The sequence below is a fragment of the Ferroplasma acidarmanus Fer1 genome, from assembly GCF_000152265.2.
Lineage (GTDB): Archaea > Thermoplasmatota > Thermoplasmata > Thermoplasmatales > Thermoplasmataceae > Ferroplasma > Ferroplasma acidiphilum.
In genome coordinates this window covers 1,778,945-1,792,532 of sequence record NC_021592.1, presented here as the reverse complement: position 1 = coordinate 1,792,532, position 13,588 = coordinate 1,778,945, and the positions used below count along the sequence as shown (strand labels likewise).

The 13,588-nt window shown below is 38.2% G+C and carries 14 protein-coding genes and 1 tRNA gene; 6 read left to right on the top strand and 9 right to left on the bottom strand.

Translation table 11 applies throughout. The annotated features are described in order from the left end of the window. The first annotated feature begins 66 nt into the window (after positions 1-66). Positions 67-1,026, top strand: coding sequence for an asparagine synthetase A (locus FACI_RS09040; protein ID WP_009887893.1), 960 nt, complete (start codon positions 67-69; stop codon positions 1,024-1,026). A 62-nt stretch (positions 1,027-1,088) separates the two neighbouring features. Here FACI_RS09040 and FACI_RS09035 read toward each other — a convergent pair whose 3' ends face one another. Then, positions 1,089-1,412 carry a winged helix-turn-helix transcriptional regulator gene (locus FACI_RS09035; protein ID WP_019841798.1) on the bottom strand — a complete coding sequence of 108 codons (324 nt, stop codon included), beginning with the start codon at positions 1,410-1,412 and terminating at the stop codon, positions 1,089-1,091. Positions 1,413-1,478: 66 nt separating this feature from the next. Here FACI_RS09035 and FACI_RS09030 point away from each other — a divergent pair, with 66 nt between their 5' ends. Beyond that, positions 1,479-2,441 carry a S1C family serine protease gene (locus tag FACI_RS09030; RefSeq protein ID WP_009887890.1) on the top strand — a complete coding sequence of 321 codons (963 nt, stop codon included), beginning with the start codon at positions 1,479-1,481 and terminating at the stop codon, positions 2,439-2,441. A gap of 5 nt (positions 2,442-2,446) precedes the next feature. On the opposite strand, the gene FACI_RS09025 is transcribed toward FACI_RS09030, so the two are convergent. Together FACI_RS09025 and FACI_RS09020 are read right to left on the bottom strand one after the other, a co-directional pair. Then, on the bottom strand, positions 2,447-3,871 hold the full coding sequence (locus FACI_RS09025; RefSeq protein WP_009887889.1) for a glycine--tRNA ligase: 1,425 nt from the start codon (positions 3,869-3,871) through the stop codon (positions 2,447-2,449). A 1-nt stretch (position 3,872) separates the two neighbouring features. Next, complete coding sequence (locus FACI_RS09020; RefSeq protein ID WP_019841797.1) at positions 3,873-4,718, bottom strand: CBS domain-containing protein; 846 nt, start codon at positions 4,716-4,718, stop codon at positions 3,873-3,875. Between the two features lie 138 nt (positions 4,719-4,856). Here FACI_RS09020 and FACI_RS09015 point away from each other — a divergent pair, with 138 nt between their 5' ends. Next, positions 4,857-5,825 carry a mevalonate-3-kinase gene (locus FACI_RS09015; protein WP_009887886.1) on the top strand — a complete coding sequence of 323 codons (969 nt, stop codon included), beginning with the start codon at positions 4,857-4,859 and terminating at the stop codon, positions 5,823-5,825. Here FACI_RS09015 and FACI_RS09010 read toward each other — a convergent pair. Beyond that, positions 5,812-6,645: a S26 family signal peptidase gene (locus FACI_RS09010; protein ID WP_019841795.1), complete on the bottom strand. Its 834-nt coding sequence runs from the start codon at positions 6,643-6,645 to the stop codon at positions 5,812-5,814. The genes FACI_RS09015 and FACI_RS09010 overlap by 14 nt on opposite strands. A 99-nt stretch (positions 6,646-6,744) precedes the next feature. Between FACI_RS09010 and FACI_RS09005 the strand changes: the two genes are divergently transcribed. The 3 genes from FACI_RS09005 (at position 6,745) to thrC (ending at position 8,825) form a co-directional block, all read left to right on the top strand. Continuing rightward, positions 6,745-7,341: a hypothetical protein gene (locus tag FACI_RS09005; RefSeq protein WP_009887884.1), complete on the top strand. Its 597-nt coding sequence runs from the start codon at positions 6,745-6,747 to the stop codon at positions 7,339-7,341. A gap of 62 nt (positions 7,342-7,403) precedes the next feature. Then, positions 7,404-7,571 (top strand): preprotein translocase subunit Sec61beta, encoded by a 168-nt coding sequence (locus FACI_RS09000; RefSeq protein WP_009887883.1) that lies wholly within the window; start codon positions 7,404-7,406, stop codon positions 7,569-7,571. Positions 7,572-7,661: 90 nt separating this feature from the next. Beyond that, positions 7,662-8,825 (top strand): threonine synthase, encoded by a 1,164-nt coding sequence (gene thrC, locus FACI_RS08995; protein ID WP_019841792.1) that lies wholly within the window; start codon positions 7,662-7,664, stop codon positions 8,823-8,825. A gap of 52 nt (positions 8,826-8,877) precedes the next feature. Here thrC and FACI_RS08990 read toward each other — a convergent pair whose 3' ends face one another. The 5 genes from FACI_RS08990 to FACI_RS08970 form a co-directional block, all read right to left on the bottom strand. Then, complete coding sequence (locus FACI_RS08990; protein WP_009887879.1) at positions 8,878-10,071, bottom strand: M20 family metallo-hydrolase; 1,194 nt, start codon at positions 10,069-10,071, stop codon at positions 8,878-8,880. A 34-nt stretch (positions 10,072-10,105) separates the two neighbouring features. Then, entirely contained in the window at positions 10,106-10,786 is a 681-nt protein-coding gene (gene sfsA / locus FACI_RS08985; protein ID WP_009887877.1) for a DNA/RNA nuclease SfsA, read from the bottom strand. A 59-nt stretch (positions 10,787-10,845) separates the two neighbouring features. Beyond that, positions 10,846-11,955 carry a cytochrome P450 gene (locus FACI_RS08980; protein WP_009887875.1) on the bottom strand — a complete coding sequence of 370 codons (1,110 nt, stop codon included), beginning with the start codon at positions 11,953-11,955 and terminating at the stop codon, positions 10,846-10,848. Between the two features lie 103 nt (positions 11,956-12,058). Further along, positions 12,059-12,132 (bottom strand) — tRNA-Arg (locus tag FACI_RS08975). A 20-nt stretch (positions 12,133-12,152) separates the two neighbouring features. Then, a complete protein-coding gene (locus FACI_RS08970; protein ID WP_009887874.1) occupies positions 12,153-13,547 on the bottom strand; it encodes an MFS transporter in 1,395 nt (464 codons plus the stop codon). Positions 13,548-13,588 lie beyond the last annotated feature (41 nt).

The window sequence follows — 13,588 nt, the reverse complement described above, 5'->3', positions numbered from 1 at the left end:
AAAGATTTGTTTTAAACACGGAAAACCATGTAAAATGTTTATAAATTGTGATTTAATTAATATGTTATGGAAACGATAAACAAAAATGAAGAGTATGTAAAGGAAGAAATTACAAGATCAATGCAACACCTTTCTGATAAGCGTGTGCAGCATGCAATAAAAGTACAGAGCTATATACGGTCATATGTGACAGATTTCCTGAGGGAAGCAGGATATATTGAAATTGCACCGATTATTATTTCTCCATTGACAGACCCACTGAACCATCCGGTTTATGACCCGAAAATCCATGCTTACGGCGGCGATATGTGGATTACCCAGAGCATGATATTCCATAAGCAGATAGCTGTCCAGGAACTTAAAAAAATTTTTATCATGTCACCAAACGTAAGGCTTGAAACAGAGGAAAAATCAAAATCCGGGCGGCACCTCTATGAATTTACCCAGATTGATGTTGAGGCCCTAGAGAAATCAAGAGAGGAGATGATGTCACTTGCAGAGGATATGATAATATATACAATATCAAGGTTGAAGAAAGAACATAAGGAAGAGCTGGAATACTTCCACAGAACACTGCCAGATTATGCAAAGCCATTCCCTGTGATAACATTCGAGGAAGCGGAAAAGAAATATGGAAAAGGATTTGAAACACCATTATCAAAGGAGAGCAGCACGCCTGTATGGGTTGTAGATATCCCATTGAAAGAGAGGGAATTCTACGACCGTGAATATCCTGAAAAGCCGGGAATATTGAGAGATATGGACCTTATATGGCCTGAAGGGTTTGAGGAGGCATCTTCCGGTGGTGAAAGGGAATACGAATTGTCACAGATACTGGATAGAATCCAGAAGAAAGGGCAGACAGAGGAGCAGTTTAAATGGTTTATCGAGCTTGCAAAACAGGGCATAAAATATACAGCCGGATTTGGAATTGGCATAGAAAGGTTCACCAGGTTCGTCTGTGGCGTTGAAAAAATAGAGGATGTTACAACATTTCCAAAGGTTCCAGGAAGAATTTCCCTGTAGAAACACAATATTTATTTTTTAATTTATCTATATTAAAAGAATAAAATTTTAAAAATATTCAATCAAAGATCGTCTATAAGCGTTGCAAGGTTTAATGATATTTTATACAATTCCTTTCCCTTATCTGTCAATGAGTATTTTACACGCACAGGTTTTGCCGGTATTATAACTCTCTCCAGCAGGCCATACTTTTCCAGCATTCCCAGGGTAGTTGAGAGTGTTGTGGAATTTATGCCCCTAACATCCTTTTTAATCTGGTTAAAACCAGCTTCCCCGTGCCTTTCTATAGCCAGCATAATAGGTACTGTCCACATGCGCATAATATCAGAATATTTATCCAGGAACTCTTTTCCTGAACCTATCTCCTTTAATTCCAAGTAGGTCAATTCAACTTCACCTGATCGTTTTAATAATACTTTCTAATATTTAAACTTGAATATAATTAACATATCATGAACAACATAGAAGAATTAAACAACAACACAGTAGAGATAGCAGAAAAAGCAAGCAGGGCTGTGGTAAGCATAAACAGCACAATCTACAGCGGCAATTTTGGCTATGGCATAACACCTGTGAAGGGAGCAGGGTCAGGCTTTATTATCAGCCATGATGGGTATATACTTACAAACAACCATGTTATTGAAGGAGCCGAAACCGTTGATGTGGTACTCAATGACGGAAGAAAATTCAAGGGGGAAATAGCCGGAACAGACCCCCAGACCGATGTGGCACTTGTGAAAATCCCGGGAGATGACTTTCCCGTAATAGAACTTGGAGACTCTGAAAAGATAAGGGTAGGTTCAATAGTACTGGCTATAGGCAATGCGCTGGGGCTTCCCGGCGGGCATACTGTATCAATGGGCGTAATAAGTGCCAAAAACAGGCCAATGCCATGGGCAGACTTCATATTTGAAGGGCTATTGCAAACAGATGCTGCAATAAATCCAGGAAACAGTGGCGGCCCTCTGGTAGACTTAACAGGCAAAGCTGTTGGAATAAATACGGCAATGATAGCACAGGCAAATGGAATAGGATTTTCCATTCCGGTAAACACCATTAAAAAGGAACTGAATGATATAATAAATACCGGCAAAGTTAAAAGGAATTATATAGGCATCTCCGGAATTGAGATCAATGAATCATCCCAGGGAAGATATGGCGTCAAACTGGAAAATGGTGTTATGGTTGCAAGAATAGACAGATATTCACCTGCTTACGATGCCGGGTTGAGGCCAGGGGATGTGATTACAGAATTTGCCGGAAAACCTGTAAAATCTATGAGAGACCTTATTAAAGGTGTAGCTGAGATGAAAGGCAACACAGATGTTATATTTATCCGCGGAGGTTCAAAATACAGGACAACCATAGAATATAAGAAGGAAACTAAAAAACGTATAGAAATACTGGATGCATAAAAATTTTATTTTTTATAAATATATGAATTTATAAAATCCAGATCCAGCAGTTCTTCTATTTTTATTCTTTTTTGTTCTGCCGTATCCCTTGACCTTACCGTTACTGTATTGTCTTCAAGTGTCTGGTAATCAACGGTTATGCAGTATGGGGTTCCAATCTCATCCTGCCTGGCGTATCTTTTTCCTATTGTGCCCGCCTCATCGTATACTATATATTTATCCTGTTTTTTCATATTTTCATAAATATATTCTGCCTTTTCCTTCAAATTTTCTTTTTTCATCAGTGGAAACACTGCAAAATGATATGGGGCTACAGGATAAGGGATTTTAAGGACATTCTTTCCATCCCTGGTTTCAAGTGACTGTGCCATCAGTGTGAGAAGAATCCTGTCTATCCCGTATGACGGCTCTATGACATATGGAATGAATTCTCTTTCCTCTATTTTTGTTGTCATGGTCTCACCGGAACTTGACTGGTGGTTGTTCAAATCGAAATCTGTCCTGTTTGCAATCCCTACAATTTCGAACCATTCATTGTCTATTAACCCTTCAGCATCCCATGAATCAGAAGCATAGTGCGCCCTTTCATCTGGATCATGTTGCCTGAATCTCAGTTTGCTGCTTTCAATGCCGATATTTTCAAGTATGTTCTGGGTTTTAAGTACAAAATATGCAAATGCCTGGCTGCTGATTAATCCTCTCTCAAATGCTTCCTTTACAGTAATATCCAGCTCCTCTCCGGTATTTGGCTTTATTTTAATTTTTTTATAATCGTAGAGGCTTTTAAACTCAAGGTTTTCAGGGTCAAGAAAAACCTCGATTTCACACTGATTAAATTCCCTGAGCCGGATAAGGCTTTGCCTGGGCGAAATTTCATTTCTGAAGCCTTTCCCTGCCTGCCCCACAATCATTGGTAGCTTCCCCCTGTTATAATTGAAAAGCAATTTAAAATTTACAAATATTCCCTGTGCAGTTTCCGGCCTCAGATAATAATCGCCAGATACTTTGTACATAAGGTTAAAATCATAAATGTTTGTTATGCGGCTCCCGCATACAGGGCATTTGAGATATGTATCGGATGCCATTTCCTTTGCTTCCTCAAGATTTGCAGGGATAATATCCTGTTTATTGAATGCCAGCACTGATTCAAATTTAAATTTGCTCTTGCACTTTTCACATTCAGCAGCCAGATCTGAAAATCTTGCAAGATGTCCGGATGCCCTGAAGACAGGTTCAGGAGTTATATTCGGCGAATCAAGGAATATTGCCCCATCCTCCATGTAGGATTCCTTCCATGTACGTATAATATTGTCTTTTAATAATACGCCAAGGGGGCCATAATCATAAAAACCAGCGAACCCACCGTATATTGAAAATGATGGCCAGAAAAATCCCCGCCTTTTTGCCAGTTCAACTATATCATCGTACATATTAATCCTTGAAAATTTTCATGATTTCTATATCGTATAGCATACCGTAAATCTCACCATGGCCTGTAAGGACTGGTAGCTGGTTATAATTTTCGCTTGACATCAGTTTAACGGCGTCCTCCAGGTCAGATTCCAGGTAAATTACTTTAGGTGAACCCACCATAAGTTTTTTTACAGGTATGTCAGGAACTGTAATATTTGATTTTGCTATAAAATATGTAAACACATTCTTTATTCCATCCCATGACCAGGGGTCTTCATCATCTGCTATTCCTGATTCCGAGGATTCTATGGTCTGGTACATTTTAACCTTGTCAAATATATCACGGTCCGTTACAAGGCCAGTGAATTTGCCTCCCCTGTTTACAACAGGGAAGGAATAAATCTGGGACAGGTTCATAGTAAGAAGTGCAACAGATAAAGGTGTATCCTCCCATATGGGCACTGATATGTACTCCAGAACCTCCTTAACCTTTACTTTCCCGTATTTTTCCTTTATAATGTTTAAAAAATTCTGCGGTGTGAGTATGCCTGTTACTTCATTTTTATCATTAACCACTACAAGATGCCTTTTTTTCTGCGTATAAAGCTGCCTGGCTGCTGTGTTAATGGAATCGTTTTCATTGACAGTAGGAGCTTTTCTCATCACCAGTGCTGTCTGTGTCTCATCCGGATTATAAAAAATATCCCTTCTCGTTATTACGCCCTGATAATGATTCTGATTATCCTTTACCGGTATGCCTGTTATATTATTTTTAATAAGTACCTGTATTACGTCTGAAATTGCACTGGGAACAGTATAGCAAAGCGGGTCTCTTGTCATAATGTCTGAGACTTTATAATCCATGTGAGGTAATGTTTTTCTTATAGATAATTGTTTAGGTGGTTCTTTTTATATTCATTTAAAAGGAAATTACACCGGTACTGTGGCAATATTTTTACCATTTAAGACAAAATGGTTTTATCTTATAGTTGATTTCAGAATATGGAAAAATATTACGTTGAAGTTAAGGCATATCCTACTATAGGGATATTACTTCTGGGTGGAGTATCGGACAATAAGAAACGCCTCCCCAGGCATACAACTGCAGGAATAGCATATACAGGGCTTGATGATGATATATATGTCAAAACTGATCTGTACCTTTCTAACCAGAAATCAGGCATTATAAACGGAAAGGAGGTTTCACCCGATTCTCCACGATCCCCCTTTGTTGTCATAGACAAATACAGGCATGAGATTCTTATGCGCCATCCGGAATATTCTGAAGTTTCATTTGTATCTGAAAACAAAAACGTGATCAGCGGGAGTTCTGATGCAGGTGCTGCCGCAATTGGCGAGTGCATACAATCTATATTTGAATACAATATAAATATATTTAATTTCGAAAACGACCTGCAGCAGATATCTGAAAGTGCTGGAAGAAGCATGTTCGGCGGCTTTACAATAAATCATGCCAACGGAAAGGAATCATTAACAGATGAAATCCTGGGGCCTGAGGACTTTGAGGATTTTGTAATAGTTGCATGCAAATTTTCGGAGGATAGAAAACCGTCTGATACCATACACAGCAATATCATAAATCATGAAAAATATGCGGAAAGGGTAAAAAACTCTGAATTGAGGGCGAAGGAACTTGAAAAAATGGCCGATAGCGGCGATATTAAAGGCATATTTGAAGCAGGTGAAAAAGATACGCAGGAATACCACTCCATGCTAAGGGAAGTTGGTGTGTCTATAATTACCGATGAAATGCAGAGGCTTATAGAGAAAGTTGAGGAGCTGAAAGCTGAATTCTGGAATGCGTATATAGTGACCGGTGGAACCAATGTATTTGTTGCAGTGGAAAGGAAGAATATGGAAAAGATGAAAAATGCGGCAATGGAGTTTAAGTGTACACCGGTGTATCTTAAGGTAGCAGGGAAACCGGACGTTATATCTAAGAATTTCTAGTCTTTCTTTTGACTTTATTGTATACCTTTCCATAGGGGAACAGGATAATTGTCAGTATGGCTGCAATGGAGAGAAATAGCCCGGCATATGAATACTCAGGAACATGTGTGTAATATTGCCTTGGCCACTCACCCTCTAGCCTTAGAATATTTAGCTTTACCAGCCCGAACCATGGTACATACCCATAAGCTTTGCCAACTATCTGGTTCAGTGACACTGGCTTGATTCCCCAGATATTCTGGTCAGAAGCATAATATGCATTGTATGTCCTGTTATAGTAGCCAGAATTATAAGAAAGGCACGCTAGGTTGTGGTCGCCAACAGTTATAAATCCAGAATCGCCTGCGTAACCGGATACATTGACTATAAGATTTCTATGTGCATATCCTATGCCATCCAGAACTATATTGTCTTTATAAAAATGGATATAGGATTGGTTATGGTATCCTGCTATTTCCGGGCTGGTTCCATTCCATTCCAGATAGAATATAGCCCTGTGTATGGTCACAACATTCAGTGCACTGTTGTGGTATAGTATTACATTTCCATATTCGCCGTATGTACTAATATTGCTGCTTCTTCCCTGGACATAGGTTACTATATCGTTTATATTATTGACTTTTTTTACCAGCACTACAGTTCCCTCATCTATAATTCCATACTGCCATTGAGCTGAATGTTCCATACTGTACGATTCCACAACTGATGCAGGAGGGAAAACGCCGGAATATACAGTTATGCCTACCAGGGCAATAATCACTGCTGCAATGAAAATGATAGTAAGTACCCTGTATTTCCTTTTATTTCCTGCGTTTCCCATATGCAGTAATGGCATTTTTATATATTAAAATATTTTGCTTATTGGTGGGTTTTTTAAATAGTAACAAAATTATTATTTATTCTGAACTATTATAAATATATGATAAGGAAACTATATTACTTTCTGTCAGTATTTGCCGGGTCAATTGTACTGGGCCTGATAGTTTCACTTAGCTCCAGGAACTTTATTGCAGTTTTCCTTCTTTACACTGCCATATTTTTCATTCTCGGTGTTTCATTTACCGTTTTTCCATTCGTCTATTACAACCATTTTTCGGAATTGAGAGTACTTAGCAAAATACCTAAATACCCTCCGGGCCAGATTATCAATATTATGGATGCTACAGCAACATTTAATGTATCAATAAAGAATAATAATTTTGACATTATTCAGGGACTGGAACATGAAAAATATATTGATGCAAAGGTTGCTTTTGTTGGCCATTTCATAGAATTTTATCAGTACTCACATCCATATGTGCTATCATATATACCATTTCTAAAAATAAATTCCCTTTCCATAACAGGAATAAGGCAGGGGAAAAAAAGCCACTCTATTATTAATCCTGAACTGCCATCCATGATTAAATGCAATTACTTTGAAATATTAACGGATTCGGGAATATACAAGATTATAGTTCTCCAGATAAGCACGGACAGATTCATAGACGCTATACAGAATTCAAGGAAAAGCTAAATGGGTTTACTTTTACAACCATACCAAAACACTTAAATTATAGTGTTAAATTAATGACAAGTATGGCAAAGGACAACCAGAATGAAAACTTCCAGTCAGGAGCAGGTTTAATACGTTATTTCAATGAAGAGGAAATTAAAGGTCCTGCCATAGACCCGAAATTAATTATTTATATTGGAATAGCCATGGGAGTAATAGTTGAACTTGCAAAGGTATTCTGGCCAGTCTAGATTTATTAATTATTATCAATAACCAGTTCCATGGATATTTTTCATTTCTGTTTTGACAAATAATTTATATAACTTTATATTAACCAATAGATGACTCATTCTGTTTTGAAATGCCCTTCCTGCAATGCCGAATATACCATAGACAGCAACATATATATATGCGGGAAATGTGGAAACATACTTGATGTGTTCCATCATAATATGGAATACTCATTAACAAATATGAAGGGGGTATGGAAATATAAGAATCTTATACATCCCGAAATCCCGGAAAAAGCTATAATTACAAGGGGAGAAGGCAATACAATGCTTTACCGCAATGCCAGAATTTCAAATTACTCCGGAGTTGATAAAATATTCCTCAAACACGAGGGTGAAAATCCAACCGGGTCGTTCAAGGACAGGGGAATGACAGTAGCTGTTTCTGAAGCTGTAAGACTTAACTTTAATAAAACCCTCTGTGCCTCTACCGGAAATACATCAGCGGCTGCTGCAAGCTATAGTGCTTTTGGTGGCATAGAGAGTTATGTAATGATTCCTGGCAAAAATGTCTCGGCAAATAAATTATTCCAGGCTATTGCATACGGTGCAAACATAGTGGATATTGAAGGTGATTTTGACACCGCCATGGAGAATGTGAAGAAAGCTATAGCTAAACGGAATGATTTTTATATTCTCAATTCATTAAATCCATGGAGAATAGAGGGGCAAAAAACAATAATATACGAGATCATGGAAAAGATTAAACCGGATTTTATAACGTTCCCTGCCGGAAACCTCGGGAATACATCTGCATTTGGCAAAGCCCTCATGGACCTTAGAGCCCTCGGAGTTATAGACTATGTGCCAAAGCTTGTTGCAATCCAGGCTTCAGGCGCGTCACCATTTTATGATTATATCAATGGAAAAGAAGACACTATTCATCCGGTTAAGGCAGAAACCATAGCAAGTGCAATTAAAATTGGAAATCCGGTAAATTATAAAAAGGCTAAAAGGGCCATAGAGTTTACAAAGGGAATAGTTGAAAAGGTTACGGATGAACAGATAATGGAAGCAAAAAGAGAAATAGACAGGTCGGGAATCGGGTGTGAACCGGCTTCCGCTGCATCTGTAGCCGGCGTAAAAAAACTGAAGGAATCTGGAATAATAAGCAGGGGAGATACAGTGGCATCCATACTAACAGGAAACATATTGAAGGACGTTAGCCTGGTTCCTGAACATAAGACATTGAGTATACAGGATATATTTCAATAAAAGTTAAAATCTATTAACTATATTTTCATGATGGAATTAAAAAAATAACTTATTATTTATAAAGAATATATTTGTAGACCTCAATATCCTGCAATATATGTGGTATAAGGCAGTATTCATCCGGCATGTGCGCACTCTCAATTACGGTGGTTGACCATACGGCAACAGAAAACCCCTTTCCCCTTAGAAAAGATGCAAATGTCTCACCACCAATTCCTACCGTAAAGGCATCTTTCCCGATAACAGATTTTATTGCCTTTTTTAACAATACTACTATCTCAGCACCATCAGGTGTTGGGTCCGGTGCATCAACCCTGTCAATAACAGTGTATTTAATTTTGGCACCGGATGTTTTGGAAAATTTCTCTATGAGACCATCTATGCTTTTTAATATTTCGTCTGCAGGATACTGGGGAAGTATTCTAAAATCCCAGTAAAAAACATCCCTGCCCGGTATAGTGTTAATGTTATCAATATTCTGTTCGTGCTTTGTTGGTTCAAATGTGGAATATGGCGGCACGAACAATTTATTTGTCTTCCCGAACTGATCATGCAGGTTGAAATCCATCAGGTCTATGAATTTGCACGCTACACGGAAGGCATTCAATGAATTTTCAGGCATGCTGGCATGGCCCTGAATGCCATTTATTTCAAACTTTAACTGCATGGTGGATTTCTCTGCTGTTTCTATAATAAAGCCGCCCTCTGTTCCTGCATCAGGAACGATAATAAGATCATCTTTAGCGAATATGCCTTTCGAGATAAGGTATTTAATTCCGTAATCATTTCCTGTTTCCTCATCCGATACGAATGCTACGTTAAGGTTCATTTTCATTTGCTCTCTTTTAATATGCTTGAGCAAAAGAAGCATGGTAAATATTGATTGGCCATTATCTTCTGACCCCCTGCCATAAATTCTATCTCCTTCTATGGTAGCCTTAAAAGGCTCATGCTTCCAGAGTGATATATCCCCCACAGGAACAGTGTCCATATGGCATATGACCCATAAGGTTTTACTGGAACTCCCTAATTTTAATACAATATTCGGCCTTATTGTCCCGGTATTGTCCGTGGTATTATACTCGTTATAACTGTCATAGCCAAGTTCGTTCAGGATTTTTTTTAATTCCAGAGATTTTTTAAGTTCGCCTTCTCCACCGGATTGTGGTGAAATAGATTTAATGGCTAATAGTCTCTGTGCAACTGCAACTATAAATTCCCTATCTGATGCTTTAACCAGTTCCATGCCTTGTCATACATTTGAATGATATAAGAGTTTTTCAGGGATTGCACATGGATATTGAATCTTTTAAAACAATTTCACCACCACTGGATGAAAATACCAGGTACTGGAATTTTACCCCGTGTTCCAGAGTTGAATAATATGCATGTGAAAATTCAGGGTCCCTGGCAGTATTTGGAAGAAAACATTTGGCATTCTCATTGAAAATGAGAAATAAAACAAATGATTCATAACCCGAGGCTATAAGATCCATAAGGGTTTCAAGATGCTTTTTTCCCCTCAGGGTGGGTGCATCGGGAAATCTGGCAATCCCATTTTCTACAAGTGTTGCAGACTTTACTTCTATGTATGCATTGTTAAGCCTGAAATCCAATCTGCTGTTTCCCACTTTAACCTCCCTCTGCCACCCTTCCTGGATAAACATAGAGGCTATACCGGAATGGTATCTAGAATCGTTAAATGTCCAGATATCATCATTTTTGCAAAAAGTTACAGAATAATGTGTTTTTGTACCATTAGTTTCCCTTATCAGTATTGAATTCCCGGGAAATATAAGTTCTTCAAGCCTTCCTGGATCGTGTATATGAACATCCACTTCCTTATCATCTACCATTGCTTTTACCATGAATCTATTTGGACGGGAGACAACTTTTGCTTCAATAAGGTTCGGAAATTTTGCAACAACATATCCCGGTTCCCTCTCTATAAATGGATACATTAAACTTTATTTTCAATTTTTATATATAACTTTGGAAAAAATAATGGATAATGAATAGATTAATCATCCAGTTGCATGGTGCTGAATCCGTAAACCATGGGATTTTTCAACATGGAAGTTTTTTCTGCATTGATCTTTACATGCTTGAATTTATTGAGAATATCATTAAGGGCAATTTCTGCTTCCAGGCGGGCAAGTGGTGAACCAAGGCACATATGTATTCCCATGCCAAAAGCAAGATGGTCATTGTTCTGCCTTTCCATGTTAAAGGTGTCTGGGTCTTCAAATTTTGCTCCGTCACGGTTTGCTGATCCCAGCCATATGGATAGCCTCTGGCCTTTTTTAATTTCCTGTCCATTGAGAACAGAATCCCGTGCGGCAAATCTATGCGGGAGGAACTGTATGGGAGAGTAGTATCTCAGTGTTTCTTCAATGAATCCCTTTTTAAGTTCTGGTTCTTGCCTCAACTTATCTGCAATTTCAGGATGTTCTGAAAGAACCTTAACCATGTTTCCTATTAAATTTGTGGTTGTTTCATTTCCCCCTATTACAAGCAGCATAACATAGCCTATTTTCTGGTTAATTGATAGGGGCTCTGAGTGAAATAACCCTTTATTGATTGTTGAAATAATATTGTCTTCAGTGTTGGTTTTGAAAATTTCTGCCATTGTAGAATACATGTACCTGTTCAGATCCTGGAATCCCGCATCTGACCTGTTTCCAATTATATAATCCGACCATTCCTTGAATTTGCTGCGATCGTTCTCAGGAACTCCGAGCAATTCTGAGATTACAGTTACCGGCAACATAACTGCATAGTCCCTGATGAAGTCTGAATTTTTATTAATGCCTTCCATAAGCCTCTTTGATGTGGATTCTATCATATCCCGGTATCCAGTTATTTTAGATGTAAGGAAATATGGTGTCGTTACATTGCGGAGTTCTTTATGGTCAGGGTTGTCCATTGTAATAAAACTTGCCCCGGGGCCCTGCCTGTTTTCCGGGATATTTCCGGCATATGATGGATCTGATGAGTATATGTCAGGGTTCATTAGAACAAAATAAACTGATTTATAATCAAATACATCCCATGAACCGGTATCATTATTGAAATGCACAGGGCTTTCCTTTCTCATTTTTCTGTAATACTGGAATACGTCATGTTCCATATTTCATAATAATCTAATTCTATTATAAGATTTTCAAATGGGTAGAATAAACAAAAGGTTAGTACTGTTTATTGCATCCATGATTCCATGGAAATATACAAGACGGACCCGCCGGGATTTGAACCCGGGTCATCGGCTTCGAAGGCCAGCAGGATATCCTAACTACCCCACGGATCCTTATGTATATTGCTAATTTGTTATTTAATAGTTCGATGTTGCAGGTCTACAACACCTGCTGTATCCATAGTATTGCTGCTCCTTGCCCTGCGATGATATACAAATATAAAAATCAGTGATGATAGGGAGATTATCGCGGTAAAAACAAGATATGCGCCGATGCCGGCTGAAATATCTATCCTGGCTTTTGATACAAATATTTCACCAATGCTAACATTGATTCTTGAAAAGTGAAGAATAAACAGTGGCAAAATTGAAATTGCAGTAATAATTCCAATGTTTCTCAATATGAACATTGCATTGTTCGCCTGGACACGGAATTTCTCTCCAAGGGCATCCGTTATCATTGTTGTGGAAGGAGACCAGAAAAATGAACCGCCAAATCCTGCTATAAGCAGTAGTTCAGGTATATATTTTAGATAAATTCCAATTATAAGTACAGGCACACATTCAAGTATTGTCCCTATTGCCATAATTGTCTCGGGATGTCTATACCGGTCGTATAATATCCCTCCTATGGGGCTTGAAACTATAGAAGCTACCGGATATGTAAATATTATAAGCCCGGTATCTATGCTGCTTAATCCCAGATCACTCTGGAAATAAAGGCTCAGAGCGAATAATACAGAGAAAAAGACAAAAGATTCCAGGAAAGATGCAAGGGTTATCAGGGAGAACCTTATATTTCCCAGCAATTTTCTGTCTATTACAGGTTGCTTTATCTGAACATATATAAATACTGGCAGGATAATAAGGGCAATAAGTAGATAGTATTCATTTATCAGTGCGATTCCCATAATTAACGGTATTAAAAACAATGCCATTGAAATTGTAGATTTGTATTTGATTGGCAGTTTATTTACTTTATCTTTCTTTATTATTTTATAACCGGCAAATATTGTGCCTATGCCTATTGGGACATTTATGAGAAAAATATATCTCCAGTTAATTGCAACAAGGAATCCTCCAAGAACAGGGCCGATAAGAGTTCCTATAGACCATGCAATAGAATTCAACCCTATGGCTTTGCCCCTTTCGCCTTTCCTGAAAGCTCCCAGGATTATTGGTATATCTGAAGATGTCATTATTCCGGCCCCAATGCCTTCCACAAACCTGAAAATTATAACCATTGCAATATTCAATGACACTGCAATAATAAGTGAAGAAACGGTAAATATAGAAAAACCGATTATATAGAAATTCCTGTTGCCGATCCTCTTTGTGATCTCTATTGCAGGTACCAGCATAACCGTTGTTGAAATTATATATGCAGCCACTACAAGTGTCAGGTATGATATCCCGGAGTGGAATGTTTGCCCCATGGCCGGGAGGGCAAGATATACGATAGTAGAATCTATAGCGGCCATCAATGTACTCAGTGTGGTCACCGTCAGAATTCCATACCTGTGATCCATTTCTGGACATGCCACAAACCTATAAATTACTTACCTGATTG